This window comes from Brevundimonas denitrificans, from assembly GCF_030160755.1.
GTDB classification, from domain to species: Bacteria; Pseudomonadota; Alphaproteobacteria; order Caulobacterales; family Caulobacteraceae; genus Brevundimonas; species Brevundimonas denitrificans.
The window spans coordinates 1-25,431 of record NZ_BSOY01000006.1; the positions used below are offsets into that span (position 1 = coordinate 1).

25 protein-coding genes are annotated in these 25,431 nt (G+C 67.5%); 19 read left to right on the forward strand and 6 right to left on the reverse strand.

Annotated elements, in window-relative coordinates:
* Positions 1 to 72 precede the first annotated feature (72 nt).
* A complete protein-coding gene (locus QQJ79_RS02365; RefSeq protein WP_284220705.1) occupies positions 73 to 3,183 on the forward strand; it encodes an efflux RND transporter permease subunit in 3,111 nt (1,036 codons plus the stop codon).
* Positions 3,184 to 3,531: 348 nt separating this feature from the next.
* Here QQJ79_RS02365 and QQJ79_RS02370 read toward each other — a convergent pair whose 3' ends face one another.
* Entirely contained in the window at positions 3,532 to 6,135 is a 2,604-nt protein-coding gene (locus QQJ79_RS02370) for a TonB-dependent receptor (protein WP_284220706.1), read from the reverse strand.
* A gap of 228 nt (positions 6,136 to 6,363) precedes the next feature.
* A complete protein-coding gene (gene nhaA / locus QQJ79_RS02375) occupies positions 6,364 to 7,578 on the reverse strand; it encodes a Na+/H+ antiporter NhaA (protein ID WP_284220708.1) in 1,215 nt (404 codons plus the stop codon).
* 205 nt (positions 7,579 to 7,783) lie between these two features.
* Between nhaA and QQJ79_RS02380 the strand changes: the two genes are divergently transcribed.
* Entirely contained in the window at positions 7,784 to 9,250 is a 1,467-nt protein-coding gene (locus QQJ79_RS02380; protein WP_284220710.1) for a protein adenylyltransferase SelO family protein, read from the forward strand.
* Between the two features lie 174 nt (positions 9,251 to 9,424).
* Entirely contained in the window at positions 9,425 to 9,847 is a 423-nt protein-coding gene (locus QQJ79_RS02385) for a DoxX family protein (RefSeq protein ID WP_284220712.1), read from the forward strand.
* 108 nt (positions 9,848 to 9,955) lie between these two features.
* Here the strand turns inward: QQJ79_RS02385 and QQJ79_RS02390 are convergent, their stop codons facing one another.
* Both QQJ79_RS02390 and QQJ79_RS02395 read right to left on the reverse strand, forming a co-directional pair.
* Positions 9,956 to 10,327, reverse strand: coding sequence for a low affinity iron permease family protein (locus QQJ79_RS02390; protein WP_284220715.1), 372 nt, complete (start codon positions 10,325 to 10,327; stop codon positions 9,956 to 9,958).
* 215 nt (positions 10,328 to 10,542) lie between these two features.
* Positions 10,543 to 10,713 (reverse strand): DUF2256 domain-containing protein, encoded by a 171-nt coding sequence (locus QQJ79_RS02395; protein WP_284220719.1) that lies wholly within the window; start codon positions 10,711 to 10,713, stop codon positions 10,543 to 10,545.
* 49 nt (positions 10,714 to 10,762) lie between these two features.
* On the opposite strand from QQJ79_RS02395, the gene QQJ79_RS02400 reads away from it, so the two are divergent.
* From QQJ79_RS02400 to QQJ79_RS02410, 3 genes are all read left to right on the forward strand, one after another.
* Complete coding sequence (locus QQJ79_RS02400; RefSeq protein WP_284220721.1) at positions 10,763 to 11,248, forward strand: MerR family transcriptional regulator; 486 nt, start codon at positions 10,763 to 10,765, stop codon at positions 11,246 to 11,248.
* Between the two features lie 4 nt (positions 11,249 to 11,252).
* Positions 11,253 to 13,037: an acyl-CoA dehydrogenase C-terminal domain-containing protein gene (locus QQJ79_RS02405; protein ID WP_284220724.1), complete on the forward strand. Its 1,785-nt coding sequence runs from the start codon at positions 11,253 to 11,255 to the stop codon at positions 13,035 to 13,037.
* Between the two features lie 171 nt (positions 13,038 to 13,208).
* Positions 13,209 to 14,372 carry an acyl-CoA dehydrogenase family protein gene (locus tag QQJ79_RS02410; protein ID WP_284220867.1) on the forward strand — a complete coding sequence of 388 codons (1,164 nt, stop codon included), beginning with the start codon at positions 13,209 to 13,211 and terminating at the stop codon, positions 14,370 to 14,372.
* Here QQJ79_RS02410 and QQJ79_RS02415 read toward each other — a convergent pair.
* Positions 14,341 to 14,619 carry a hypothetical protein gene (locus QQJ79_RS02415; RefSeq protein WP_284220726.1) on the reverse strand — a complete coding sequence of 93 codons (279 nt, stop codon included), beginning with the start codon at positions 14,617 to 14,619 and terminating at the stop codon, positions 14,341 to 14,343. The two genes, QQJ79_RS02410 and QQJ79_RS02415, sit on opposite strands and share 32 nt — an antisense overlap.
* Positions 14,620 to 14,772: 153 nt before the next feature.
* Between QQJ79_RS02415 and QQJ79_RS02420 the strand changes: the two genes are divergently transcribed.
* The 7 genes from QQJ79_RS02420 (at position 14,773) to QQJ79_RS02450 (ending at position 20,387) form a co-directional block, all read left to right on the forward strand.
* Positions 14,773 to 15,492, forward strand: coding sequence for a 16S rRNA (uracil(1498)-N(3))-methyltransferase (locus QQJ79_RS02420; protein WP_284220727.1), 720 nt, complete (start codon positions 14,773 to 14,775; stop codon positions 15,490 to 15,492).
* A 31-nt stretch (positions 15,493 to 15,523) separates the two neighbouring features.
* Positions 15,524 to 15,982: an ion channel gene (locus QQJ79_RS02425; protein ID WP_284220729.1), complete on the forward strand. Its 459-nt coding sequence runs from the start codon at positions 15,524 to 15,526 to the stop codon at positions 15,980 to 15,982.
* A gap of 48 nt (positions 15,983 to 16,030) precedes the next feature.
* Positions 16,031 to 17,392 (forward strand): glutamate--cysteine ligase, encoded by a 1,362-nt coding sequence (locus tag QQJ79_RS02430; protein WP_284220730.1) that lies wholly within the window; start codon positions 16,031 to 16,033, stop codon positions 17,390 to 17,392.
* Between the two features lie 67 nt (positions 17,393 to 17,459).
* Positions 17,460 to 19,079 carry a PAS domain-containing hybrid sensor histidine kinase/response regulator gene (locus tag QQJ79_RS02435; protein ID WP_284220733.1) on the forward strand — a complete coding sequence of 540 codons (1,620 nt, stop codon included), beginning with the start codon at positions 17,460 to 17,462 and terminating at the stop codon, positions 19,077 to 19,079.
* Positions 19,080 to 19,213: 134 nt separating this feature from the next.
* A complete protein-coding gene (locus QQJ79_RS02440) occupies positions 19,214 to 19,783 on the forward strand; it encodes a hypothetical protein (protein WP_284220734.1) in 570 nt (189 codons plus the stop codon).
* Between the two features lie 47 nt (positions 19,784 to 19,830).
* Positions 19,831 to 20,076, forward strand: a complete 246-nt coding sequence (locus tag QQJ79_RS02445) for a type II toxin-antitoxin system ParD family antitoxin (protein ID WP_284220735.1) — start codon at positions 19,831 to 19,833, stop codon at positions 20,074 to 20,076.
* Between the two features lie 11 nt (positions 20,077 to 20,087).
* Positions 20,088 to 20,387 (forward strand): type II toxin-antitoxin system RelE/ParE family toxin, encoded by a 300-nt coding sequence (locus QQJ79_RS02450; RefSeq protein WP_284220870.1) that lies wholly within the window; start codon positions 20,088 to 20,090, stop codon positions 20,385 to 20,387.
* A gap of 52 nt (positions 20,388 to 20,439) precedes the next feature.
* Here QQJ79_RS02450 and QQJ79_RS02455 read toward each other — a convergent pair whose 3' ends face one another.
* The gene (locus tag QQJ79_RS02455) at positions 20,440 to 20,748 is read right to left on the reverse strand and encodes a CC_3452 family protein (RefSeq protein WP_284220736.1); all 309 of its coding nucleotides are present in this window, start codon (positions 20,746 to 20,748) and stop codon (positions 20,440 to 20,442) included.
* A 108-nt stretch (positions 20,749 to 20,856) separates the two neighbouring features.
* On the opposite strand from QQJ79_RS02455, the gene QQJ79_RS02460 reads away from it, so the two are divergent.
* The 6 genes from QQJ79_RS02460 to phbB all read left to right on the forward strand — a co-directional run bounded on the left by QQJ79_RS02460 (position 20,857) and on the right by phbB (position 25,416).
* Positions 20,857 to 21,429, forward strand: a complete 573-nt coding sequence (locus QQJ79_RS02460) for a TetR/AcrR family transcriptional regulator (RefSeq protein ID WP_284220737.1) — start codon at positions 20,857 to 20,859, stop codon at positions 21,427 to 21,429.
* 65 nt (positions 21,430 to 21,494) lie between these two features.
* Positions 21,495 to 22,004, forward strand: a complete 510-nt coding sequence (locus QQJ79_RS02465) for a CYTH domain-containing protein (protein ID WP_284220738.1) — start codon at positions 21,495 to 21,497, stop codon at positions 22,002 to 22,004.
* Between the two features lie 17 nt (positions 22,005 to 22,021).
* A complete protein-coding gene (locus QQJ79_RS02470) occupies positions 22,022 to 22,771 on the forward strand; it encodes a DUF72 domain-containing protein (protein WP_284220740.1) in 750 nt (249 codons plus the stop codon).
* Positions 22,772 to 22,889: 118 nt separating this feature from the next.
* Complete coding sequence (locus QQJ79_RS02475; RefSeq protein ID WP_284220742.1) at positions 22,890 to 23,363, forward strand: pyridoxamine 5'-phosphate oxidase family protein; 474 nt, start codon at positions 22,890 to 22,892, stop codon at positions 23,361 to 23,363.
* Positions 23,364 to 23,425: 62 nt separating this feature from the next.
* Positions 23,426 to 24,484 carry an NAD(P)-dependent alcohol dehydrogenase gene (locus QQJ79_RS02480; protein ID WP_284220744.1) on the forward strand — a complete coding sequence of 353 codons (1,059 nt, stop codon included), beginning with the start codon at positions 23,426 to 23,428 and terminating at the stop codon, positions 24,482 to 24,484.
* A 206-nt stretch (positions 24,485 to 24,690) separates the two neighbouring features.
* Positions 24,691 to 25,416 carry an acetoacetyl-CoA reductase gene (gene phbB / locus QQJ79_RS02485; protein WP_284220746.1) on the forward strand — a complete coding sequence of 242 codons (726 nt, stop codon included), beginning with the start codon at positions 24,691 to 24,693 and terminating at the stop codon, positions 25,414 to 25,416.
* Positions 25,417 to 25,431 lie beyond the last annotated feature (15 nt).

A 25,431-nucleotide genomic window follows, 5' to 3' on the forward strand; every position in this document is an offset into this window, starting at 1 on the left:
CGGTCGCCGCCGCGCCGCGCGCGGCCGCGCCGGTTCGCGCCGCCGCCCCGGCCAAGAACTAGGGCCGGGACCATGAAAAACCTGTCGTCCTGGTCCATCCGGAACCCGGTTCCGATCATCCTCATGTTCGTGCTGCTGACCCTCGCGGGGATCAACGGCTTCATGGGGATGCGGATCAACAACAACCCCGACATCGATTTCCCGCTGATCAACGTCTATGCGGGCCGCCCCGGCGCGGCGCCCAGCGAGATGGAGGTCCAGGTCACCCGGCTGATCGAGGATTCCCTCGCCGGCCTGCCGGGCGTGCGCCACATCAACTCCCAGGTCACGGACGGCTCATCCTCGACCACGATCGAGTTCGAACTGGGGACCGACACCGAACGCGCCACCAACGACGTGCGCAACGCCATGAGCGGCCTGCGCGCCGACCTGCCGCAAGACATGCAGGAACCCAGCGTCCAGCGCATCGACATCACCGGCGACGCCCTGATCACCTGGGTGGTCCGATCGTCGACCATGACGCCGGAAGAGATCAGCTGGTTCATCGACAACGAGGTCAGCCGTTCGCTGCTGTCGATCCAGGGCGTCGGCGAGGTCAATCGCTCCGGCGGCGTGGACCGGGAAATCCGGGTCGAACTGGATCCCGACCGTCTCGCCTCCGTCGGCCTGACGGCGGCTGCGGTCAGCCAGGCCCTGACCTCGGTGAACAACGACCTGCCCGGCGGGCGGGTGACCATCTCGGGCTCCGAACGGTCCATCCGGACCCTCGGCGCCGCGGGTTCGATCGAACAGCTGCGCGAGACCCTGATCCCCCTGGGCGGCGGCCGGTCCGCCCGCCTCGGCGATCTCGGAACGGTCACAGACCACTGGAGCGAACCCCGCCGTCTGGCCCGCTACAACGGCCAGGAGGCTGTGACCTTCAACTTCCTGCGTTCACGGAGCGCCAGCGAGGTCAAGGTCGCCGAAAAGGTTCGCGACCGCGTCGCCGAGATCGACGAGGCCCATCCCGAGCTGACCATCGAAAAAGTCACCGCCAGCGTCGAATATATCGAGGAAAGCTATCTCGCCTCGCTGGAGGCGCTGGGCCTTGGCGCATTGCTCGCCGTCATCGTCGTCTTCATCTTCCTGCGGGACTGGCGCGCCACCTTCATCACGGCCATGGCCATGCCGCTGTCGCTGATCCCGGCGTTCGCCATTCTGGGGCCGCTGGACCAGTCGCTGAACGTGGTCACCCTGCTGGCTCTGTCGCTGACGGTCGGCATTCTGGTCGACGACGCGATCGTGGAGATCGAGAACATCGTCCGGCACATGCGGGACGGAAAGTCTCCGTACAATGCGTCGATGGAGGCCGCCGACGAGATCGGCCTGGCCGTCGTGGCCACCACGGCCACCATTCTGGCGGTGTTCGCGCCCGTCGGCTTCATGCCGGGCATCATCGGCCAGTTCTTCAAGGCCTTTGCCCTGGCGGCGTGCGTCTCGGTCGCCTTCTCGCTGGTCGTGGCGCGGACGCTGACGCCGCTGATGGCCGCCTATATGCTCAAGCACCAGAAGCACGAGGACGCCGATCCGTTCTGGATGAGCGGCTATCTGAAGGCCCTGCGCTGGTCGCTCGCCAACCGCTGGAAGGTGTTCGCCCTCGGCACCGTCCTGTTCATCGGTTGCGGCTTCCTGGCGTCCAGGGTGCCCTTCGAATTCTCGCCTTCGGGCGACGAGGGCCGGGCGGCCTTCTCGGTCGAACTGCCGCCCGGCGCGACCCTGGCCCAGACCGACGCCATCGTCCAACGGCTGACCCGCGACCTGCGACAGCGGCCGGAGGTGACCTCGGTCTATGCCTCGATCGGCGGCCAGGAGGTCAGTCAGGCCTTTGTCTATGCCGACATGGTCGACAAGGGCGAGCGCGCGCTGAGCCAGCAGGAATTCGCCCGCGAGATGGTCGACGGGTGGAAGACGATTCCAGGCGCCCGGATCGGCGCCGGGACCGGCAACCAGGGCGGCGGACCTTCGGACGGCACCAGCTACACCTTCGCCATTCTGGGCGACAATCCGGAGGCGCTGGCGACCGCGGCCCGCCAGATCGAGGCCGAGATGCGGACCGTTCCGGGGCTGGCCAATGTGGTCAACACCGCCTCGATCGCCCGACCCGAAATCCTCGTCACGCCACGGGCCGATGAGGCCGCCCTGATGGGCGTCTCGACCCGCGATATCTCCCAGACGATCCGCGTCGCCACCCTCGGCGACGTGGCGCAGAACCTGCCGAAATACAATCTCGGCGACCGGCAGGTGCCGATCCGGCTGCAGCTGACCCGCGAGGCTCGCGAGGACCTTTCGGTGCTGGAGACCCTGCGCGTGCCGACAGACAGCGGCGGGTCCGTGCCGCTGAGCGCCGTGGCCGACATCCAGTTCGGCGCCGGGCCGTCGCAGGTGCTGCGTCAGGATCGGTCGCGGATCGCCTCGATCACGGCCGAGCTGGACGGCATCCGCTCCGGCGAAGCCGATGCGGCGGTCAAGAAGCTGCCGTCGGTCAACAATCTTCCCGCGGGCGTACGTCAGGTGCCCGCCGGCGACGCCGAGTTCATCCAGGAGATGATCACCGGTTTCGCCGTCGCCTTCCTGACCGGCATCCTGCTGATGTACGCGGTGCTGGTGCTGCTGTTCCGCAGCTTCGCCTATCCGGTGACCATCATGGCCTCGCTGCCGCTGGCCATCGGCGGCGCCTTCGTGGCCCTGATGATCGGCGGCTCGAGCTTCTCGATCTCGTCCCTCATCGGCATCCTGATGCTGATGGGGATCGCGGCCAAGAACTCCATCCTCCTGGTCGACTACGTCATCATGTCCGAGAAGGATGGAATGGCGCGCTTCGACGCCATCATGGACGCGGCCCACAAGCGCGCCCGACCGATCCTGATGACCACCTTCGCCATGGGCGCCGGCATGATGCCGGTGGCCATGGGCTGGGGCGCCGACGTCGAATTCCGCCAGCCCATGGCCATCGCGGTGGTGGGGGGGCTGATCTCCTCGACCTTCCTGTCGCTTCTGTTCATCCCGCCGATCTTCACCATCGTCGACGACATTCCGGGCTTCGTGAAACGCGGGCCGGGCAATGTGATGAAGGCGGGACGGTGGGTCGCCCGGAAGGCGCGTGGCGGTCGCACGGTCAGCTTCGGCGGGTCGCGGGAGCGGTAGGCCCGGACCGGCCGGGGCTGGCGGCTAGTGGCTAGTGGCTAGTGGTTCGGCGCGTCCGGCGCGTCCGGCGCTGAACACCGTGCAGGCGGCGATCCGGCTGACCAGACCTTCCTTCCCTCCCCTTCAGGGGGACGGGCGGCGAGGCGCAGCCGGCCCCCGGGGGGGGCGCCAGTCACGCACCGGCGGCGCCCGGCCTGCAATTCCCCACCCTCTCGTCGCTCCGCGCCGACATCCCTCCCCACTTCGGGTGAGGGAAAGGCATCCGCGCGCCCTGTGCCGCGGCCCAAAACAAAACCGGCCGGGGTTTCCCCCGGCCGGCTGGTTCGACCCGCCTTGCGGCGAGGCGGTCTAGTATTTGAAGCGCAGGGTCGCGCCGTAAGTGCGCGGCTGACCCAGGAAGGCGTCGTAGGTCTGGGAGTCCAGCGCCGGGTTGTAGTAGGTGCCGTTCGGCTGGATCGTGGACTGGAACGCCGAGCCTTGCAGCGGAGCGTTGTAGGCGACCTGGATATACTCTTCGTCGGTCAGGTTCTGGACCCAGAACTCGGCGGTCCAGCGCTCATCCTCGGCGCCCAGCATGATGCGGCCGTTCAAGGTCGTGAAGGCCTCCTGCATCTTGTAGGGCAGCAGGTCGGAGCCGGTGTTGTAGTCGTCCATGTATTTGGCCGCCAGGCTGAAGCCGGCGCGGAGGCCGTTGCCGACGTTGCGGTCATAGTTGATCGAGCCGGTGGCCGACCATTCCGGAGCGAACGAGGCGCGGGCGCCCGGCAGCAGGGAAAGCTGCGGGAAGTTGCCCGGGCTGGACAGGTCGGCGGCGGTGAAGTTTCCGTACTGGGCGTCGGTGTAGGTGACGCCGCCCTGGAAGCTCAGGCCCTCGATCGGGGTGAACCAGACCATGTCGGCATCGACGCCGCGCGAGGTCAGCTCGGGGATCGACTCCACCACGAAGGCGGTGCCGAGGAAGGTGTTGAGCTGGAAGTTCTCGAACGTCTGGTCGAAGTAGGTGGCGTTCAGCAGCAGGGTGCGATCCAGCAGCGTCATCTTCACGCCGGCTTCGTAGCTGTCGACCACTTCCGACGGGAAGAACAGCGAGGCGTTGGGCGTGATGCCCGTCTGCACGCGGTCCAGGTTGTAGCCGAAGCTCTTGTAGCCGCGGGCGTACGACACATAGGTCAGGATCGACGGGTTCAGGCGGAAGGCGGCCTTGATCGTGCCGCTCAGTTCGCCGTCATCGAAGCTCTCGGAAACGCCACGGTTGGCATAGGCCGCGTTCGACCAGGGAAGGCAGAAGTTGCCGAGAATGGTCGGGGTGTTGGCGGCGCCGAGAACGGCGCCGATCGCTGCGGCGTTGCCGAGGGCGGCGGCGCAGGCGCCGCCGTTGCCGTTCACGTTGCGCTGCAGGCCCTGCAGGCTCTTGTCATCCATGGTGTAGCGAAGACCCAGGGTGATGTCGAACTGCTCGGTGACGTGCCAGGTGTTGTTGGTGAAGACCGCGTACGAGGTCGAATCCTGGTCGTAGACGTCTTCGAAGCCCTGCCCGACGGTGAAGCCGGGGCCCCCGCCGTTGACAGCGCCGCCGGTGCCCAGGCAGGCGCCGAAGCCCGGCGCCGTCTGGGCGGCGCGGGTGTAGCAGCCGATGGTGCTCGGGCTGATCGGCAGGGCCGGGTTGACGGCGTTCAGACGGGCGCTGAGCAGGAAGGACAGGAAGGGCGTGTAGTCGGCGCCGAAATACCAGCTGTCGGTGCGGCCGACCTCTTCCGAGGTGGCGAACACGCCGAGCAGCCAGTCGAACCGGTCGTTCGAGCCGGCCAGACGGAACTCCTGGGTCAGGTTGTCGACCGTGAAGCCGTAGTCGCCGTCGTTGACGCGGTAGGCGATGTCGGCGCCGGTGTAGTCGATGTCCTGGCCGAGGGTGGATTCCCACTCACGCCAGGAGGTGACCGAGGTCAGGGCGCCGTTGATGCCCGGGATGTCGATGTTGGCCTCGAGCGAAACGCCGCGGTCCGTGACTTCCTGATACGACGAACGGTTGGCGAAGCCCGTGCGCAGGAAGGGCAGCGGGCCGTTGCCGGCGGCCGGCGGGCGCTGGCCCGTGCCGGTCGAGAGGCCGTCGACGAACGGATAGGTCGGGCCCGTGCGAATCTGGGTGCCGACGCAGCAGAACTCGTCACGGCGCGAATAGTCGCCGATCAGGCGGAAGGAGACGTTGTCGCTGGGCAGCCACAGCAGCTGGCCGCGAACGGTGCCGAAGTCCTGGTTGTTGTCGGTGGTCTCGGGCCGCGGGCCGTCGCCGGTGTCGATGTTCATGAAGCCGTCGCGGACGCGGCGACCGGCGTACAGGCGGAAGGCGAGAGTGTCGCTGATCGGGCCGGTGACCGAGCCCGAGGCGCCCATGGCGCCGTAGTTGCCGACGTTCAGTTCGGCGTTGAACTCAGGCGTGAACGACGGGGCCTCGGTGATGATGTTGATGACGCCGGCCGAGGTGTTCTTGCCGAACAGCGTGCCTTGCGGGCCCTTCAGGACCTCAATGCGGGCCATTTCGCCCAGATCGCCGAAGCCGACCGAGTTGCGCGAGCGATAGACGCCGTCGATGACCACGCCGACCGAGCTTTCCAGACCGGGGTTGTCGCCGACCGTGCCGACGCCGCGGATACGGGCGGTGGTCGAGGCTTCCGACGACGTCGAGGTGACGGTCATCCCGGGGGTCAGGATCTGCAGGTCCTTGATGTCCCGAACGCCGGCGTCCTGCAGGGTCTCGGCCGACAGGCTGGTGACCACGATCGGCACGTCCTGCAGGTTCTGCTCACGCTTCTGGGCCGTGACGATGATGTCGTCGATGGTCTGCGGACCCTCCTGGGGCGCGTCCTGGGCGGAGGCGGCGCCGGCGAGGCCGAAGGCGCAGGCCCCGACCACGGCGGCCGACACTGTGGTGCGAAGAAGGTTGGTAAGGCGCATGGTGGCTCCCCGACATGGGCCGGGCCCCCGTCATGGACGGCGACCGCAGCGTTTCCTGATCCCTGGACCGCACCCTTCTGTGGAGCGCGGTAAGTCCAGTCTCCGGGGTAATCCAAGCGGGACTCAGCGACAAGGAGCGGGGGCCCTCAGCGCCTCATTTCCGCCACGGGGGAAGCCTGACTGTGACGCAAAAGCGACAGAAATCGATGACGCTAGGTCAATATTCGCCTAGTCCGTGCGAGTATCCATGGCCGCTTGGGCCAAAATCTTGCGCCTTCGTGTCGCCACGGCAAGAACCGCAGCCCCGGCGACGGCGGACAGGAACGAGCCGCCCAGCACCCCCAACTTGACCTCGACCTGTTCCGGCGAGTCGATGGCGCCCGGGAAGGCCAGAATCCCGACAAACAGGCTCATGGTGAACCCGACTCCGCACAGCAGACTGACGCCATAGAGCTCCAGCCAGGTCGCATCGGTCGGGCGGCGGCCGATCCTGAGGGCCGACGCCAGCCAGGCGGCGCCGAACACCCCGATCTGCTTGCCGGCAAACAGGCCGAAGGTGATGCCCAGCACCAGCGGCGCAAACGCCTGTTCCAGCGACAGGCCGGCGAAGGAGACGCCGGCCTTGGCGAAGGCGAACAGCGGCAGGATCAGATAGGCGACCCACGGATGGAGGTCGTGCATCGCCTCCCTCAACGGACTCTGGCCGTCTTCAGTCCGGTTGGAGACGGGCACGATAAGGGCGAAGGCCACGGCTGTCAGGGAGGTCGAAAGGCCAGCCAGCACGGTCAGGTACCAGACGAGGCCGAAACCCAGCACCCAGAAGGGGGCGGCGACCTTGCGCCGCGCGGCGAACAGGGCGCCGACCGCCAGCAGGCCCGCGACCCAGGCCAGAGGGACCCAATCGACGCCGCTGGAGAACAGGACGGCGATCAGGGCGATGGCGCCGAGGTCGTCGACGATGGCGAGGGTCAGCAGGAAGACCCGCAGCGAGGAGGGCAGCCTGCGCGCGGCCACGGCGAAAACCGCAAGGGCGAAGGCGATGTCGGTCGCCAGCGGGATCGGCCAGCCCTCGTGTGGTCCGTTCAGAAGGCCTGAAACGGCCAGATAGACCAGCGCCGGCGCGGCCATGCCGCCGACCGCGGCCAGGACCGGCGTCGCCAGCTTGCGCGGATCGCTGAGTTCGCCCTTGAGAATCTCGTATTTGATCTCCAGCCCGACCACGAGGAAGAAGACCGCCATCAGGCCTTCCTTGATCCACTCCGAGATCGTCAGCTCCAGCATCAGCGGGCCGATCTGGAGGATATGCTCGCTCTTCAGCCAGCCGAAATAGGCTGCCGACAGGGGCGAATTGGCCGCTATCAGGGCCATCGCCGCGGCGAGGCCCAGCACGATGCCCGAGGCGGCCTCGGTCTTGAGGAAGTCGAGGGTGATCTTGCGCGCCACGGCGGCCTCCGGAAACCTGGAAAGGACTGTCGTGGCGTCAGGTTATCGACGGACGCCGGACCGGATTCACGCCGCATCGGCGGGCGCGCCAGCCTGACCGGTGAAGCCCGGCCTGATCTCTGCGTCCTACAATACGCGAGGGCGCGCGGTATTCAACCGCCGGGCGGCGGTTGCGTCCGAAGGCCGGAGGCCGCATCTGCGGCGGATGCCCGTCTCGCCCAACTATGCTCCCGATCCGCGCTTCTTCGATCTGGGAGAGGACTATGGCGACGCCGTCCGGGCGGCGGCGTTCCCGAAGACCATCCTGCGGGTCCGCAACGACCGGGCCGCCGCGAGCGTGGGCCTGGAAACGCTGACCGACGAGGAATGGATCGCCCATTTCGGCCGGTTCGAGCCCCTGCCCGGCCAGCCCGGCCCCGTCGCCATGCGCTATCACGGACATCAATTCCGCACCTACAACCCCGACCTCGGCGACGGCCGCGGCTTCCTTGCGGCGCAGATGCGCGAAGCCCCCCTTGGCGCTCAGGCAGCGAGCGACCGCGTCGCAAGGGATAGCGCCTCCCCGGGTCGACTTCTCGACCTGGGAACAAAAGGCTCAGGACAGACGCCGTGGTCGCGGGCGGGGGACGGGCGGCTGACGCTGAAGGGCGGCGTGCGCGAGGTGCTGGCGGCGGCGATGCTGGAGTCGCAGGGCGTGCCGACCAGCCGGGCCTTTTCGCTCATCGAGACCGGGGAGGATCTGGAACGCGGCGACGAGCCGTCGCCGACGCGGTCGGCGGTGCTGGTGCGGCTGTCGCACAGTCATATCCGCTTCGGGACTTTCCAGCGGGCGGCGTATCTGGGCCGGACCGACATGGTCGAGGCGCTGGTCGAGCACGCGCGGTCCCTTTACCACCCAGGCGTCGCGGCCGGCGATGCGCCCGGCTTCCTGCGCGCCGTGGTCGAGGCGTCGGCGCGGCTGACGGCGCGCTGGATCGCGGCCGGCTTCGTCCATGGCGTGCTGAACACCGACAATCTGAACGTCACGGGCGAGAGTTTCGACTACGGCCCGTGGCGGTTCCTGCCGCACTACGAGCCCGGCTTCACCGCCGCCTATTTCGACCAGACCGGCCTCTACGCCTTCGCCCGTCAGCCCGAGGCGGTGTTCTGGGCCCTGACCCAGCTGGGCGGCGCGCTGAAGCTGGTCGCCGACGCCGGGCCGCTGACCGAGGCGCTGAACGGGTTCGGGCCGGCCTATATCCGCGAACTGCGCGCCGCCTTCCTGGCGCGGCTGGGGGTGCAGAGCCTTGGCGAGGCCGCCGACCAGCGGCTGCTGGACGCGACCCTGGCCCTGCTGCGCGAGGGTGGCGAGGCGCAGCGCTGGGAGCCGCTGTTCTTCGACTGGTTCGGCGGCTTCGCCTCTTCGGCGCGGGCGCTGCAGGGGCCGCGCGGGAAGCTGTATCAGGGCGAGGCCTTCGACGCCTTCCGCTTCGCCCTGTTCGAGCATGCCCCGGACCGTCCCGAGCGGCTTGAGGCGCCGATGTTCGCCGCCGCAGAGCCCGAAGAGATGCTGATCGACGAGGTCGAGGCGATCTGGGCCGCAATCGAGGCCGACGACCACTGGGCCCCGCTGCACGCCAAGCTGGCCCGGCTGGAGACCGCGCGTCAGGTTCTGTCGCTTAACCCCGCCTAAATCGGATTCAGATTACAGAGAATTATGCATACGGCCACGCTTCGGCCCCGTAGCTCTCGCAGAAGGCGGTCACGGATGGTTACGCTCACGCTTCGCGCACTTGCGGAACGGGTCATGCGATCCGACATCGCTACTGTTGCAAATCAAGAGAGCGCCCTCCCCGGCGTAGCCAAAATGACGACCCAGACCCTCACCCCCGCCCGCGCACGTCTCAACGCCAGCTATCGCAACCTGACCCTCTGGACGCTGCAGGGATGGATCGCGATGTTCTTCATCGCGGCCGGCTACGCCAAGCTGAGCGAGCCGATGGAGAACCTCGTCGAGCTGATGCGCTGGCCCGCCCTGGTGGCGCCGGAGATGGTGCGCGGCCTCGGCGTCGCCGAGATCATCCTCGCCGTTCTGGTGCTGGCCCCGCTGGTGTCGTGGACACACGGGCGACCCCTGCTGGTCATGGCCGCGAGCGGCCTGCTGGCGCTGGAGGCGGCGATGCTGACCCTCCACGCGGCGGGGATGGACGTGGGCCCGGCCGTGACCAATCTGATCCTGATCGCCATGACTGCGACCGTGCTCTGGAAGCGGGCGCGCGAGGTCCGCTGAGGCCTGGCCCTTGAGTGACGAATCCCGTCCCGCAAGCGGGCATGGCTGAAGACCGGGCCGGCGCCGCGCGAGGTGCGCGCCGGTCCAGAACGCCTGTCCTGAACTCATTCAGCCGGAGCCGGTGGCGCGTTCACGGGGCGCAGCGCTGCAATCCTGACTGACGGCCTCCCGGTCGGGGCGCATGGCCTGTTTGAGGCGAGCGATCTCTTCCTCGTCCAGTTCTTCGGCTCCCATCAGATCATTCCGGGCGCGACGGCTCGCATGGACCAGTTCGTCGAGTTTGGCGTGCAGGGCGACGTCCCGGCGATGCGCGTCCGCCGATCGCTCCTTCTGCTGGTTCAGAACCATTTGCGTCAGCGTAATGGCGAGGATCGACAGCGCGGCCGTCAATATCTCGACCGGCAGCCTGAGGGCGAACCAGGCGAAGCAAAAGGCGATCAGCGCGATCTGGGCGAAGGGATGTGCGGAGAGGTCGGCCACTCCGCTGCTCACACGGCAGCCCCAGGTCTCCAGCTTGTTTCGATCGTCGCCCAAGGTGCGCCTCGCGGTCGGCTGCTGACATGACGCCGGACCCGCAGACGACCGCCTCCCGTACGACGGTCGCCCGCGCCTTGTCCGCAGAACCCGTGTTCGCGCCGCCCCATAAGCACACGGCGCTGCCGACGGGTTCCATATCGCCGCGCGCCCGGAGGGGGTCAGGATCCGGGAGCCGCCATCCGGCAACGGTCGGAACAGACCTTCACACTTTCCCAGTCCCGCGCCCATTTGCGTCGCCATGAGAACGGCCGGCCGCAGACGACGCAGGTCTTCTGCGGCAGGTCGCGCTTGTCCGGGGCGCGGCCCAGATTGACGTGTTTGCGAGCCATGCCGACCTAAAGGCTTCCCTTTACGTCCACGTCAAGTTATGACTTGGCCATGGCGACCGCCGACGATCATCGCACCTATTCGATCCGCCAGCTCTGCCGGGAGTTCGGGGCGACCGCGCGCGCCCTGCGATTCTATGAGGACAAGGGCCTGCTGACCCCGGCCCGCAAGGGTCAGACGCGGGTCTATGACGCCCGCGACCGGGCCCGGCTGAAGCTGATCCTGCGCGGCCGACGCATCGGCTTTTCGCTGCTCGAGATCCAGGAGATGCTGGATCTGTACGACCACGACAATCACAACGCCCACCAGATGTCGGTCGCCCTGCGCCGGCACCGGGCCCAGATCGCCGCCCTGAAACAGCAGCGCGAGGACCTCGACGCCGCCATCGAGACGGCCGAGGAGGCCTGCGCGGTGATGGAGCGCAAGCTGGCCGAGTTCCGCCCCGACCTGCTGCCCGGCGCCGACGAATACGCCGACCTGCTCAAATCCCGTCTGAGCCCCGACCCCCTTCACCAGCCCTTCAAAGCGAGAGCGTAGTTCCATGGCCTACAAGGCGCCTGTCCGCGACCTGACGTTCGTCCTGAACGAGGTGCTGGAGATCGATCGCTATTCCAACCAGCCCGGTTTCGCCGACGTCTCGTCGGACCTGGTCGGCCAGATCCTCGAGGAAGGCGCCAAATTCGCCGAGGAGGTCATCGCCCCCCTGAACCGCATCGGCGACCAGGAAGGCTGCAAATGGGTCGACGGCAAGGTCACCGGTCCGACCGGCTGGAAGGAAGCCTACAAGGCCATGGTCGAGGCCGGCTGGCCCGCCCTGTCGGCCCTGCCGGAACACGGCGGCCAGGGCATGCCGGCCGTGGTGGCCATGGCTTTCGGCCAGATGACCGCCGCCGCCAGCGCCGCCTTCTCGATGTATCCGGGTCTGACGGCCGGCGCCTATTGGGGCCTGAACGCCAACGGCTCGGACGAGCAGAAGGCGATGTATCTGCCGAAGATGGCCACCGGCGAATGGGGCGGGACCATGAACCTGACCGAGCCGCAGTGTGGCACGGACCTGGGCCTGATCCGCACCAAGGCGGTCCCGAACGGCGACGGCAGCTATAATATCACCGGCCAGAAGATCTGGATCTCGTCGGGCGAGCACGACTTCACCGACAACATCATCCATCTGGTGCTGGCCCGGATCGAGGGCGCGCCGGCCGGGATCAAGGGCATCAGCCTGTTCGTGGTGCCGAAATTCTTCGTCAATGAGGACGGCAGCCTGGGCGCGCGCAACGAAGGCGCGGCCTGCGCCGGGCTCGAGCACAAGATGGGCATCCACGGCAACGCCACCTGCGTCATGGCCTATGAGAACGCCAGGGGCTGGCTGGTCGGCACCGAGAACAAGGGCATGGCGGCCATGTTCGTGATGATGAACGAGGCCCGCCTCGGCACCGGCCTGCAGGGTCTGTCGATCGGGACCGCCGCCTATCAGGCCGCCGTGGAGTTCGCCCACGACCGGCTGCAGGGCCGGTCGCTGACCGGGCCGAAGAACCCGGACGGCCCGGCCGATTCCATCATGGTTCACCCGGACGTGCGCCGCATGCTGCTGGAGGCCAAGGCCTTCGTCGAGGGCGGCCAGGCCTTCACCCTGTGGACCGCGCTGCAGGCCGATCTGCAGCATTCGAACGACGAGGCCGAGGCCCAGAAGGCCCGCGACTACATGGGTCTGATCACCCCGGTGCTGAAGGCCTATCTGACCGACAAGGGCTTCCACGTCGCCAGCCTCGCCATGCAGGTGCACGGCGGCAGCGGCTACACCGAGCATTTCCCGGCGTCGCAGTATCTGCGCGATGCGCGGATCACCATGATCTATGAGGGCGCCAACGGCATCCAGGCGCTCGACCTGGTGGGCCGCAAACTGCCGGCCAACGGCGGCCGGGCGATCATGACCTGGTTCGCCGACATCGACGCCTTCGTGTCCGAGAACGGCGCCGAGGGCCCGATCAAGCCCTTCGTCGACGGCCTGGCCGACGCCAAGAAGAAGCTGCAGGAAGGCACGATGTGGCTGATGCAGAACGGCATGCAGAACCCGGACAACGCCGGGGCGGCGAGCACCGACTATCTGCACATCTTCGGCCTGACGGCCCTGGCCTATATGTGGGCGCAGATGGCCAAGGCGGCGCAGGCGCAGGTGGACGCGGGGTCGAGCGACCCCTTCTACGCCACCAAGCTGATGACCGGCCGCTATTTCGTCGAGCGGATCCTGCCGGATACGGCGGCGCATCTGGCCAAGTTGAAGACCGGCGCGGACGTGCTGATGGCGATGCCGGCAGAGGCGTTCTAGGGACGCACTGATTTTCTCCCTCCCCCTCCGGGGGAGGATCGTCGGCGCAGCCGACGGGGTGGAGAGGGCTCGGCAATCCAGCCGCAGCGCCCTCGTCGCCCAGCCCCTCCCACCCGGCCGCTTCGCGGCCACCCTCCCTCGGAGAGGGAGGGAGAAGCTGAGCGTATGCCCATGAACGTCCTCAACGTCCCCGAGCCCGATTTCATGCAGGAAGAGGAGATCGTCCTCTTCTCCGACTCCGTCGGCAAATGGATCGACGAGCACGCCTCGCCCGAGACCGTGCAGACCTGGCTGGCCAATTCCAGCGTGCCGCGTGAACTGTGGAACGCGTCGGGCGACGCCGGCCTGCTGGGCCTGTCGATGCCGGAGGAAGACGGCGGCATGGGCGGGGACTACCGGCATGAGGTGGTGCTGATGCGCCAGCTGGGCTGGAAGGGCGCGGATCACTTCGGCATCTCGCTGCACAATGCGATCGTCATGCCCTACATCTGGCACTACGGCACCGCCGAGCAGAAGGCGCGCTGGCTGCCGCGGCTGCAGTCGGGCGAACTGGTCGGCGCCATCGCCATGACCGAGCCGGGCGCCGGCTCCGACCTGCAGGGGGTCAAGACCACCGCCATCAAACAGGGCAACCAGTATGTGGTGAACGGCTCCAAGACCTTCATCACCAACGGCCAGCTGGCCAATTTCATCATCGTCGTGGCCAAGACCGACCCGTCCGAAGGCGCCAAGGGCACCTCGCTCATCGTGGTCGAGACGGACGGGGCCGAGGGCTTCGAGCGCGGCCGGAACCTGCACAAGATCGGCATGGAGGGGAACGACACCTCCGAGCTGTTCTTCAACGACGTGAAGGTCCCCGGCGAAAACATCATCGGCGGCGGCGAGGGCCAGGGCTTCATCCAGCTGATGCAGCAGCTGCCGCAGGAGCGGCTGAACATCGCCGTCCAGGGGGTCGCCGCAGCCGAGCGCGGGCTGAAGGAGACGCTGGCCTACGTCAAGGAACGCAAGGCCTTCGGCAAGCGGGTGATCGACTTCCAGAACACCCAGTTCAAACTGGCCGAGGTGAAGACCAAGCTGACGGTGGCCAAGGTGTTCGTCGACCACTGCATCGGCCTGCATCTGAAGGGCCAGCTGGACGCCGTCACCGCCTCAATGGCCAAATACTGGGTCACCGACATCCAGGGCGAGGTCATCGACGAGATGCTCCAGCTCCACGGCGGCTACGGCTATATGAACGAATATCCGATCGCCCAGCTGTACAAGGACGCCCGCGTCCAGCGCATCTACGGCGGGACGAACGAGATCATGAAGCTGCTGATCGCGCGGACTCTGTAGGCGGGGTCCCGTCCTCGGGCCCGGCGCAGATGGCGAGGGCGTTGATCTGCGCCACGGGCCACAGCTGGCCTGCCCCGTCCTGGACCAGCACTTCGACGTCGTGGTCCGACGCCACCGCCTCGCGCGCCAGCGCCATGGCCGCGATGGCCGCCTTCTCGCAGGTCGCATACCGGCCGATGCGGCGGCGTTCGCAGACGATGCGCCAGCATCCGTCCGCCCTGATGATCGCGTAGACGAGCCGGGACATGGCCACCTCCACGATCAAAAATTACCGCGATATGTTAACGGGATTTTACGGCCAAGCTACGTTAACCGCGAATGATTTGATTTACACAGCTTTAGATGGTCACCAGGAGCCGGGCCGCAGACAAGACCGGGGGCCGTGGACTATGAAACCCCGATGATCCGCCTCCATGTCCCCACGCCCCTCGCCCCCGACGCCGCCGTCCTGCCGACGCTCGACCAGTCGCGCTACCTGACCCAGGTGATGCGGCTGAAGATCGGGGACGGGCTGCTGGTCTTCAACGGCGTCGACGGGGAGTGGCGGTGTGTGATCGCAGAGGCGCTCAAGAAAGGCGTGGTTCTGCGGGCCGCAGAACAGGTGCGGCCGCAGACCCTGGGGCCGGACGTGCAGTTGCTGATCAGCGTGGTGAAGAAGTCCGCACTGGAGTTCGCGGTCGAAAAGGCGACCGAACTGGGGGTGCGGCGCATCCGGCTGGTGGTTACCCACCGGACCCAGGTCCAGCATGTGCGGATGGACCGGCTGGACGCCATCGCCATCGAGGCGGCCGAACAGACCGGGCGGATGGACGTGCCCATGATCGATGAACCGGTGAAGCTGGGCGAGGTGCTGGACGACTGGGAAGCCGGCCGGCGGCTGATGTTCTGCGACGAGACCGGCGGGGCGCCGGCGGGGCCCGCCCTTCAGGCCGCGGGCGGGGACCCATGGGCCGTCCTGATCGGTCCCGAGGGCGGGTTTTCGCCGGAGGAGCGGGAGCGACTGCGGGCCCTGCCCTTCGCCACCGCCGTGTCGCTGGGTCCCCGGATCCTGCGGGCCGACACCGCCGCCGTCTCCGCCCTCACCCTCTGGCAGGCGGCCGTCGGCGACTGGGACCGCTAGCGGGAGCGCCGGCTTCGGAGCAGGATGCCGCATGTTCAACGAATTGGCCCTGTCGACGGTTATGGCCCTGCTCGCCGTCAGCATCCACGGCTTCGGCCTGTTCAGCCTCGGCCGCGTCCTTGAACTCTACGAAATCCGGGCCGGGCGATCCTATGTCGAGGGGCCGCTGTGGCGGCACGTGCTGCTGACCATCGCCGTGGTCCTGGGCCTGTTCGTCATCCATGGGGTCGAAATCTGGATGTACGCCGCCCTCTACAAGATGATCGGCGCGGTGCCCGACCTGCGCGAGGCGGTCTATTTCTCCAGCATCAGCTATGGCTCGATCGGCTACGACGACTCGCTGATGGCGCCGCAGTGGCGGCTGCTGGGCGCGATCGAGGGTGTGGCGGGCGCGATTCTGCTGGGCTGGTCGGTCGCCTTCTTCGTCAGCGTCATGACCCCGTTCACCGCCCGCAAGAAACACGGCATGGTCCACCGCGACATCCCTTGAGGAACGCGTCGTTTCGCCCCATCTAGCCGCGACAAGAGGGCTGAATGCATGACCGACGCCGCGCCGCTTTCCCGCGAAGACCTGATCAGGGCCATGTCGAAGGGCGCCAAGCCGAAGGACCAGTGGCGCATCGGCGCCGAGCACGAGAAATTCGGCTTCGACCGGTCGACGCTGCGTCGCCCCGCCTACGAGGGCGAGGGCGGCATCCTGGCCATGCTGACCGGCCTGCAACGGTTCGGCTGGGCGCCGGTCGAGGAGGCCGGCTACGTCATCGCCCTTGAGCGCAAGAACGAGGAAGGGATGACCGCCTCCATCTCGCTGGAGCCGGGCGGGCAGTTCGAACTGTCGGGCGCGCCGCTGAAGGACGTGCACGACATCTGCAACGAGACCGGCCAGCATCTGATGGAGGTCAAACAGGTCGCCGACCAGTTGAACCTCGGCTTCATCGGCGCCGGCTTCGACCCGCTGTGGCGGCGCGAAGACGTGCCGGTCATGCCGAAGGGCCGCTACAAGATCATGCGCGCCTATATGCCGAAGAAGGGGTCGCTGGGCCTCGACATGATGCTGCGCACCTGCACCATCCAGTCGAATCTCGATTTCTCGGACGAGGCCGACATGGTGGCCAAATTCCGCACCTCTTTGGCCCTGCAGCCGGTCGCCACCGCCCTGTTCGCCTGCTCGCCCTTCATCGAGGGCAAACCCAGCGGCTTCCTGTCCTCCCGCGCCAATGTCTGGACCGACACCGATCCGGACCGGACGGGCATGCTGGACTTCGTCTTCCAGGACGGCTTCGGCTACGAGCGCTACGCCGACTATGCGCTGGACGTGCCGATGTATTTCGCCAAGCGCGGCGAGACCTATGTCGACCTGTCGGGCCAGTCCTTCCGCCGCTTCATGACCGAGGGGCTGGACGCCCTGCCCGGCGAGCGGGCGACGAAGAAGGACTGGAACGACCACCTGACCACGCTTTTCCCCGAAGTTCGGCTGAAGTCGTATCTGGAGATGCGCGGCGCCGACGGCGGGCCGTGGAGCCGCATCTGCGCGCTTCAGGCCCTGTGGGCCGGGGTGCTGTACGACGGCGCGGCGCTGGCCGCCGCCTGGGATCTCGTCAAGAACTGGGACATCGCCGACCACGAGCGACTGCGCCGCGACGTGACCCGGCTGGGCCTCAAGGCCGAGGTGGCGGGCCGGTCGGTGCGCGACGTCGCCGTGGACATGGTCCACATCGCCCGCGAGGGACTGAAGAACCGCGCGCGCTTCAGCGGCGGCATGGTCGACGAGCGCGGCTATCTGTCAGAGCTGGAAGACATCGCGGACAGCGGCATCACCCCCGCCGACCGGCTGCTGGCGCTGTACAACGGAGAGTGGCAGGGCGACCTGACGCGGATGTACCGGGATTTCGCCTACTAGGCGGAAATGCGCCCTTAACACTGCCGGGCCTAACCTGTTTTCCATTGGGGACGGGGACGGCAGTATCGTGAGTTGCACCGCACAGATCGCACCGGATGATCAGGGCTTTGCATCAGCCTTTCTCGCCAGTCCGACCGCGGAAGGCGGCGGCGACCTTTCCACCTTCTTCGACGTCTCCCTCGACCTGCTGGTCATTCGCGAGATCGGCGGACGCGTGGCCAGGGTGAGTCCGTCCTGGCACACGACGCTGGGCTATACCCCCGAGGAGATGCGCGGCTTCCCCCTGCTGGCGCTGGTCCACCCAGATGACCTGCCAGGGACGCAGGACAGCGTCCAGGAGGTCGAGAACCGGCGGCCGGACGCCCCCGTCCTGGGCCATATCAATCGGTATCGTCACAAGGACGGGCACTATCGCACCCTGGAATGGCGCGCCCGTCGGGTCGGCGATCACGTCTACGCCGTCGCCCGGGACGTCACCGACCGGGTCGCCGCCGAACAGGCCCTGATCGACGCCAAGGCGGCGGCCGAGGCGGCCAACACCGCCAAATCCGAATTCCTCGCCAATATGAGCCATGAGATCCGGACGCCGCTGAACGGGGTCATCGGCATCGTCGACGCGCTGTCGCGCACCCCGCTCTCGCCGGAACAGGCGGAGATGGTCGACCTGATCCGGGGGTCTGGCGTGACCCTCGAACGGCTGGTCTCGGACATCCTCGACGTCTCCAAGATCGAGGCCGGTCAGCTGGATCTGGAATCCCGGCCCTTCGATCTGGAGGAGGCGCTGGAGCCCCTCGCGGTCATGGGCGCGCGGGCCGAGGACAAGGGTTTGGCCTTCCATGTCGAGCGCACGCCGGAGGCCCGCGGCGTATTCGTGGGCGACAGCACCCGCATCCGTCAGGTGCTGGGCAATCTGCTGTCCAACGCGATCAAATTCACGGCCTCCGGTTCGGTCACCGTCCGCATCGAGGCCTGGCCGGATGATCCGGACGCGCCGTCGGCCGCACACCAGCTGGCGATCATGGTCGAGGACACCGGCGTCGGCTTCAACGCCGGGCACGCATCCCGGCTGTTCGAGCGTTTCAACCAGGCCGACAGCACCATCACCCGGCGGTTCGGCGGCACGGGCCTGGGTCTGTCCATCTGCCGGTCTCTGGTGGTGATGATGGGCGGATCGATCGAGGCCCGCTCGACTCCCGGGGTCGGCAGCCGCTTCCGTTTCGTCCTGCCGCTGGACCGCGCAGGGAGCCTCGCCGACTATGACGCGCGCGAGACCAGCGCCGGACCGGCGGTCCCGACCCTCGCCGGGCGACCCATGCGGGTCCTGCTGGCCGAGGATCACCCGACCAACCAGCGGGTGGTGCAACTGATCCTCGGCGGTCAGGGGGCCGAAGTCATCACCGCCGACGACGGCGCCCAGGCGGTCGCGGCCTTTGAGGCCGGGACCTTCGACGTCGTGCTGATGGACATGCAGATGCCCGTCATGGACGGCCTGACCGCGACCCGGGCGATCCGCGCCTTCGAGGCCGCCATGCCCCACCGGCCGCGCACGCCCATCGTCATGCTGAGCGCCAACGCCATGGCCGAGCACCGGGCCGAATCCCGGGCTGCGGGCGCAGACAGCCATGTGGCCAAGCCGATTACGGCGGTCAGCCTCATTGCGGGCATTCAGGCTGTGCTTGAGGCCTGAGCGCGGGCTGCTGTCCGGGTCCGGGCCCCACCATGCTGAGCCGGTTGAGCCTCGGGGCCGGAACTGCGCGGGCCAGGCCTTGATCACCGGCCCCAACGGGCACAGGCTCGGCCGCAGCAGGCGGGAGGCTGATCATGAACGGGTTTGGCGTTGTCGCGGTCGTGGCCACACTGGGACTTGCCGGATGCCGGGAGCCCGCCGCGGTCGCCGGGCCTGAAGCGCTCCAGGCGGCGCCCCGACCGCCCGCGGCTCTGGGCGTCGCTTTCGACAAGGCCGCCGGCCTGCAGATGCGACCCTGCGATGCAGAGATGGGGCCGCGCTGCATGATCCTGTCTGACCCGGCCGCCGAGGAATTCATGCGCGACCTGCTCACCGTCCAGGTTCACGCCGGTCCGCTTGAGGCCGTCGCGGCTGAAGAAGCGGGATTCGTGCGCGACGCCGGGGGACGGCTGATGACCACCTACGGCCGGTTCGAGCCGGTCGCGGTCGAGGCGTTCGAAGTGAACGGCAAATCCGGCCTGCGCGCCGTGGTCGCCTGCGGCATCAGCGACCCCGAGACCGGCTTCCACGCCGCCGCCGGTGAATGCCTGTGGGCTGTCGTCAGCGACGGGGCGCAGTCCGTGGTGATCTCATCGAGCGGTTTCGGCAACGGCCTGGACGCCGCCGAGACGGCAGTGCGATCGGTGCGGTTCACGGCGGATTGACAAGGATTGCCATTAATCGGACCCTTTGGGTTGAAGGAGCACCGCCCATGGCCACCATGAACATCTCCCTTCCCGACCAGATGAAGGCGTGGGTCGAGGAACAGACCCGCAGCGGCCGCTACGGCAATTCCAGCGATGTTGTTCGCGACCTGATCCGGCGCGAACAGGTCAGGGCCGAGAAGATCGCCCACATGCAGCGGCTTGTGGACGAAGGGCGCGCAAGCGGCACTAGCAACAGAACGCCCCGCCAGATCATAGACGCGGCGCGCGGCGACCTTCGCAAGCGAGCCTAGACCTGCCTCGGCTGACGGTCAGTGAGGAAGCCGACCGCGACCTCGACACCCTATACCGTCTGGGTGTCGAGATGTTCGGCGTTGCGCAGGCTGACCGCTATATCGACGGGCTGCTTGGCGCGCTTGACCTGATCGCGGACTTTCCCGCCGCCGCCCGCTTGCGAACCGAGCTAAAGCCGCCGATCCGGGCCTATCCATACAAGTCGCATGTAATTCTCTACGACATCGAAGCGACAGGCGACGTTCTCGTCGTGCGCATCCGTCACGGGCATGAAGAGTGGTCCGACCTGGCCGGTGACATCCCGGACTGACATCGCGACCAGGCCTGGGCCTCGTGACCGCGCCGAGCCCATGCGCGCGCCCCTACCGCACCGCCGCCGTATTGCACTGGGCCAGTTGCACGTCCGTCAGGGCCGCACCGTCGCGCTCGTAGCGGGTGACCGCGCCGAAGCGGGCGACGAAGCGGCGGCATTCGCGACCGATCGGTTGGGAGACGCCGGGGCCGCGGGCGACGCAGACGCCGTCGGGGCCGCAGGTCCAGTTGCGTCCGTCGAAGATTTCGCTGCGAGCCTCCCCGGGCGCGGCCAGGACAGCGGCGGCGCCCGGGGTCAGGGCCGGAGCGGGTTGGGCGGAGATCAGGGCCGCCGTCGAGATCAGGGTCATGAGAAGCATGGCGCTTCCTCCAATGGGTCTTTCCAAACCGACCGGCTCAGGATAAAAGTAACCGGTCGGTCACCGATAAGTGCACGATCGGTCACTTTTGGTCAAGAGGTAATTTCGTTGGGCAAGGGCGAGGACACGCGGGCGCGGATTCTGGACGAGGCGATGCGTCAGGTCAGCGTGCGCGGCATGACCGGCGTCAGCCTGGGCGACCTCGCCGCCGCGATGAACCTGTCCAAGAGCGGGGTGCTGAAGCATTTCCAGTCGATGGAGACGCTGCAACTGGCCCTGCTGGACGCCATGACCGACCGGTTCGTGGCCGAGGTGTGGAAGCCGGCCGAGCCGTTCGCGCCGGGCCGTGAGCGGCTGGAGAAGCTGTTCGAGCGCGAACTGGCCTGGAACGACAGCGAGAACCTGCCAGGCGGCTGTCCCCTCACCTCCGCCGCGACCGAACTGGACGACCAGCCCGGCCCGTTGCGCGACAAGCTGAAGGACAACCGGGTGCGCTGGGGCCGCACGCTGAAGCGCGAGTTCCGCGCCCTGAGGCCCGAGGCCGACGACGCGACGCTGGAGACGCTGGTGTTCCAGTGGAAGGGCATATTGCTGGCCTATGGGCATTCCAAGCGGCTGCTGGACGACGAGTCGGCCCGGGCCCAGGCGACGGCGGCCTACCGGATGCTGATCGGCGGCTGAGACCGCAGCCGAAGTCCGCCAGACGCGCGTTTCCAGCGGGGCCGCCGCCGCGCTAGAACCGCGCCATGCCGACCGAGAACGAGCGCAAATACGTCCTGTCCGATCCGGCGGCGGTGCTGGCCCTGTGGGCCCCGGCGGAATGGAGCGAGATCCGGCAGGGCTACCTCCCCGGCGACGCCCGCATCCGGCGGCAGACCCGGGACGGGGTCGCGTCCGACAGCTTCACCTACAAGATCGATGCGGCGGGCCGGCTGATCGAGATCGAGACGGCGATGACCGAGCCGCGCGACTTCGACGACCTGTGGCCGCTCACCACGCGGCGCATCCACAAACTGCGGCGGACCGAGACCGACCGCTACGGTCTGCAGTGGGATATCGACCTGCTGCTGGACGCGGCGGGGGCCTGCTATTTCGCCATGGCTGAATGCGAGATGCCGGAGACCATGGACGCCCCGCCGGAGGTCCTGCCCGCGCTGGCGCCGTTCATCGCCTGCGCCGTGCCGCGCGAGAGGCAGGCGGAGTTCGCCAATGCCCGGCTGGCCGATCCCGGCTATGCTGCGGCGCTGAGATTCTGACCCGAGCGGAGCACGACATGACCGGAACCATTCGCGTCGGCATCGGCGGCTGGACCTATGAGCCATGGCGCGGCGTCTTCTATCCGGACAAGCTGAGCCAGAAGAAGGAGCTGGAATACGCCAGTTCGAAGCTGACCTCGATCGAGATCAACGGCACCTACTATTCCGGCTTCAAGCCCGAGACCTGGATGAAGTGGCGCGACGAGACGCCCGACGACTTCGTCTTCGCGGTCAAGGCCAGCCGGTTCTGCACCAACCGGAAAGTCCTGGCCGAGGGCGGCGAGAGCGTGGGACGGTTCCTCGACCAGGGGCTGACGGCGCTGGGCGACAAGCTGGGCCCGATCAACTGGCAGTTCATGGCCACCAAGAAATTCGATCCAGTCGATTTCGAGGGCTTCCTGAAGCTGTTGCCGAAGGAGAAGGACGGGATCCGGCTGCGCCACGCGCTGGAGGTCCGGAGCGGGACGTTCGACACGCCGCAGTTCCATGATCTGGCGGCGAAATACGGCGCGGCCATCGTCTATGCGGTCGATGAGGAAGCGCCCGAGTGGCCGCGGATCGACCAGCCGACGGCCGACTTCAGATACGCCCGGCTGATGTCGAGCCGCGAGGACGAGCCGACCGGCATGTCCCCGGCCGAGCTGGACGCCATCGTCAAACAGACGCGTGCCTGGGCGAAGGACGGCGACGTCTTCGCCTATTTCATCGCGGGGGCGAAGGTCCGCAATCCGGCGGCGGCGCAGGCGCTGATCGCCAGGCTGGGCTGAGGGGAAAGGGTCTTCCGGCGGTCCGCGGCCGTTCGACCGCGCCGCCGCCCGTCTTGAGCTGGATCAAGGCGCTGCACCCCCGGAAGGGGGGACCATCGGCTGATCGCCGGAGGACCTCATGGACGCGCAGTGGAAGCAGAAGATCGTCGCCATACTCGACGGCCACCGGACCATGACCATCGCCACGAACAGACCGGACGGCTGGCCGCAAACGACGGCCGTCGGCTACTCCAACGACGGGCTCACCCTCTACTTCCTGTGCGGGAAGGACAGCCAGAAGGCGGCCAACCTGGCCCGGGACGAGCGGGTCTCGCTGGCGATCAACAACGATCCCGATCAGGTGATGGCCATCAAGGGACTGTCGATGGCGGCGCATGCCCGGCGGGTGGTCGACCGGGCCGAGGGCGAGAAGGCCCTGGCCTTGCTATTCGCCCGGTATCCCGCCCAGAACGGGGTGACCATGACCCTGCCCTCGCCGGACGATGTCGCGCTCTTCCGCGTCGTGCCGAAGGTGATCTCGATCCTCGACTACACCCTCGGCTTCGCCCACACCGATCTCGTCCCCTGCGACGACGAGCCGGCCGGCCAATGAGCGGTCCGGACTTGTGCCGGACAGGGTGAAGGCACAAGTGGAGGCCAAAGGAGCCCTCCCCCATGCCCATCGCCACCCGCGCCTTCGCCGCCACGTCCAGCACCGCCCCGCTGTCGCCCTGGAGCTTCGACCGGCGCGACCCGGGCCCGGACGACGTGGCCATCGAGATCAAATTCGCGGGGGTCTGCCACTCCGACCTGCACATCGTGAAGAACGACCTGGGCAATACGACCTATCCGATCGTGCCGGGTCACGAGATCGCCGGCGTGGTGACGGCGGTTGGCGCCAATGTCGCCCGCTTCAAGGTCGGGGACCGGGTCGGCGTCGGCTGCATGGTCGACAGCTGCCGCCAGTGCAAACCCTGTCTGGAGGGCGAGGAGCAATACTGCGTGCCCGGCATGGTCCAGACCTATGGCTCGCCCGATCCCAAGGGCGCCGCCGTCGGCCAGAAGATCACCCAGGGCGGCTATTCCACCGCCATCGTCGTCGACCAGAACTATGTCGTCACCATCCCGGACAGCATCCCGCTGGACGCGGCGGCGCCGCTGCTGTGCGCCGGCATCACCACCTATTCGCCGCTGCGGCACTGGAAGGTCGGGCCGGGCTCGAAGGTGGCGGTGATCGGTCTGGGCGGCCTCGGTCATATGGCGGTCAAACAGGCGGCGGCCATGGGGGCGGAGGTGACCGTCCTGTCGACCTCGGACCGCAAGAAGGCCGACGCCGAGCGGATGGGGGCCAGGCATTTCCTCATCAACTCCGACAAGGCGGCGATGCAGGCGGCGGGCGAGAGCTTCGACCTGATCATCAACACCGTCTCTGCCACGCACGAGATCGCCAGCCATGTCCAGCTGCTGGCCAAGGACGGCACCATGGTCATGCTGGGTCTGACCACCGAGGGTCTGCCGGTCTACGCCATGGGCCTGTTGTGGCGCCGTCGGGCGGTCGCCGGGTCGCTGATCGGCGGCATCCGCGAGACCCAGGAGATGCTGGACTTCTGCGCCGAGCACGGTCTGGCCTGCGACATCGAGGTGATCGCCCCTGACCAGATCAACGACGCCTATGCGCGACTGCAGAAGTCCGACGTGCGGTACCGGTTCGTGCTGGATATGGCGCGGATCTGAAGAGTGGCTAGTGGTTAGTGACGAGCGGCGAGTGATTGCCGCTTCACTGACGGCGGGGGGCGGCGCTGACAGCGCCACTGCGCAGCCGGCGACCAGCCACTGACCACTAGCCACCAGCCGCCCTTCCCGCGCACCCGCCATCCGGCTAAAGCGTAGTCCTTGAAGGCCGTGCGTCAGACGCGGCTCCAAGGGACAAGGAAACGCACATGGCTCGAGTGGCTCTGGTCACGGGTGGAACCCGCGGCATCGGCAAGGCGATCGTTCAGCGGCTCAAGGAAGACGGCATGCTCGTCGCCGCCGGCTATTCCGGCAATGTCGAGGCGGCCGAGGCCACGGCGAAGGAACTGGGCGTCTCCATCGTCAAGGGCAACGTCGGCTCGTTCGACGACTGCGCCCGGGCCGTGAAGGAGATCGAGGACCAGCTCGGCCCCATCGACATCCTGGTCAACAACGCCGGCATCACCCGCGACGGCTTCTTCCACAAGATGAGCTCGGAGCAGTGGTCGGACGTGATCCGGGTGAACATGGACAGCGTGTTCAACATGACGCGCCAGGTCATCAACGGCATGCGCGACCGCGGCTTCGGCCGGATCGTCAACATCAGCTCCATCAACGGGCAGAAGGGCCAGATCGGCCAGACCAACTACTCGGCAGCCAAGGCCGGGATGATCGGCTTCACCAAGGCGCTGGCGCTGGAGAACGCGCGCAAGGGCGTGACGGTCAACTGTATCGCGCCGGGCTATATCGACACCGAAATGGTCGGGGCCATGGACGAGAAGGTCCTGGCCGGGATCATCGCCCAGATTCCCGTGGGAAGGCTCGGAAAAGGCGAGGAAATCGCCGACATGGTGTCCTGGCTGGCCGGTGAACGTGCCGGATATGTCACAGGCTGCACCCTGTCGCTGAACGGGGGTCAGTATCTGGTCGGCTGACCGGGTCCTGCCCAA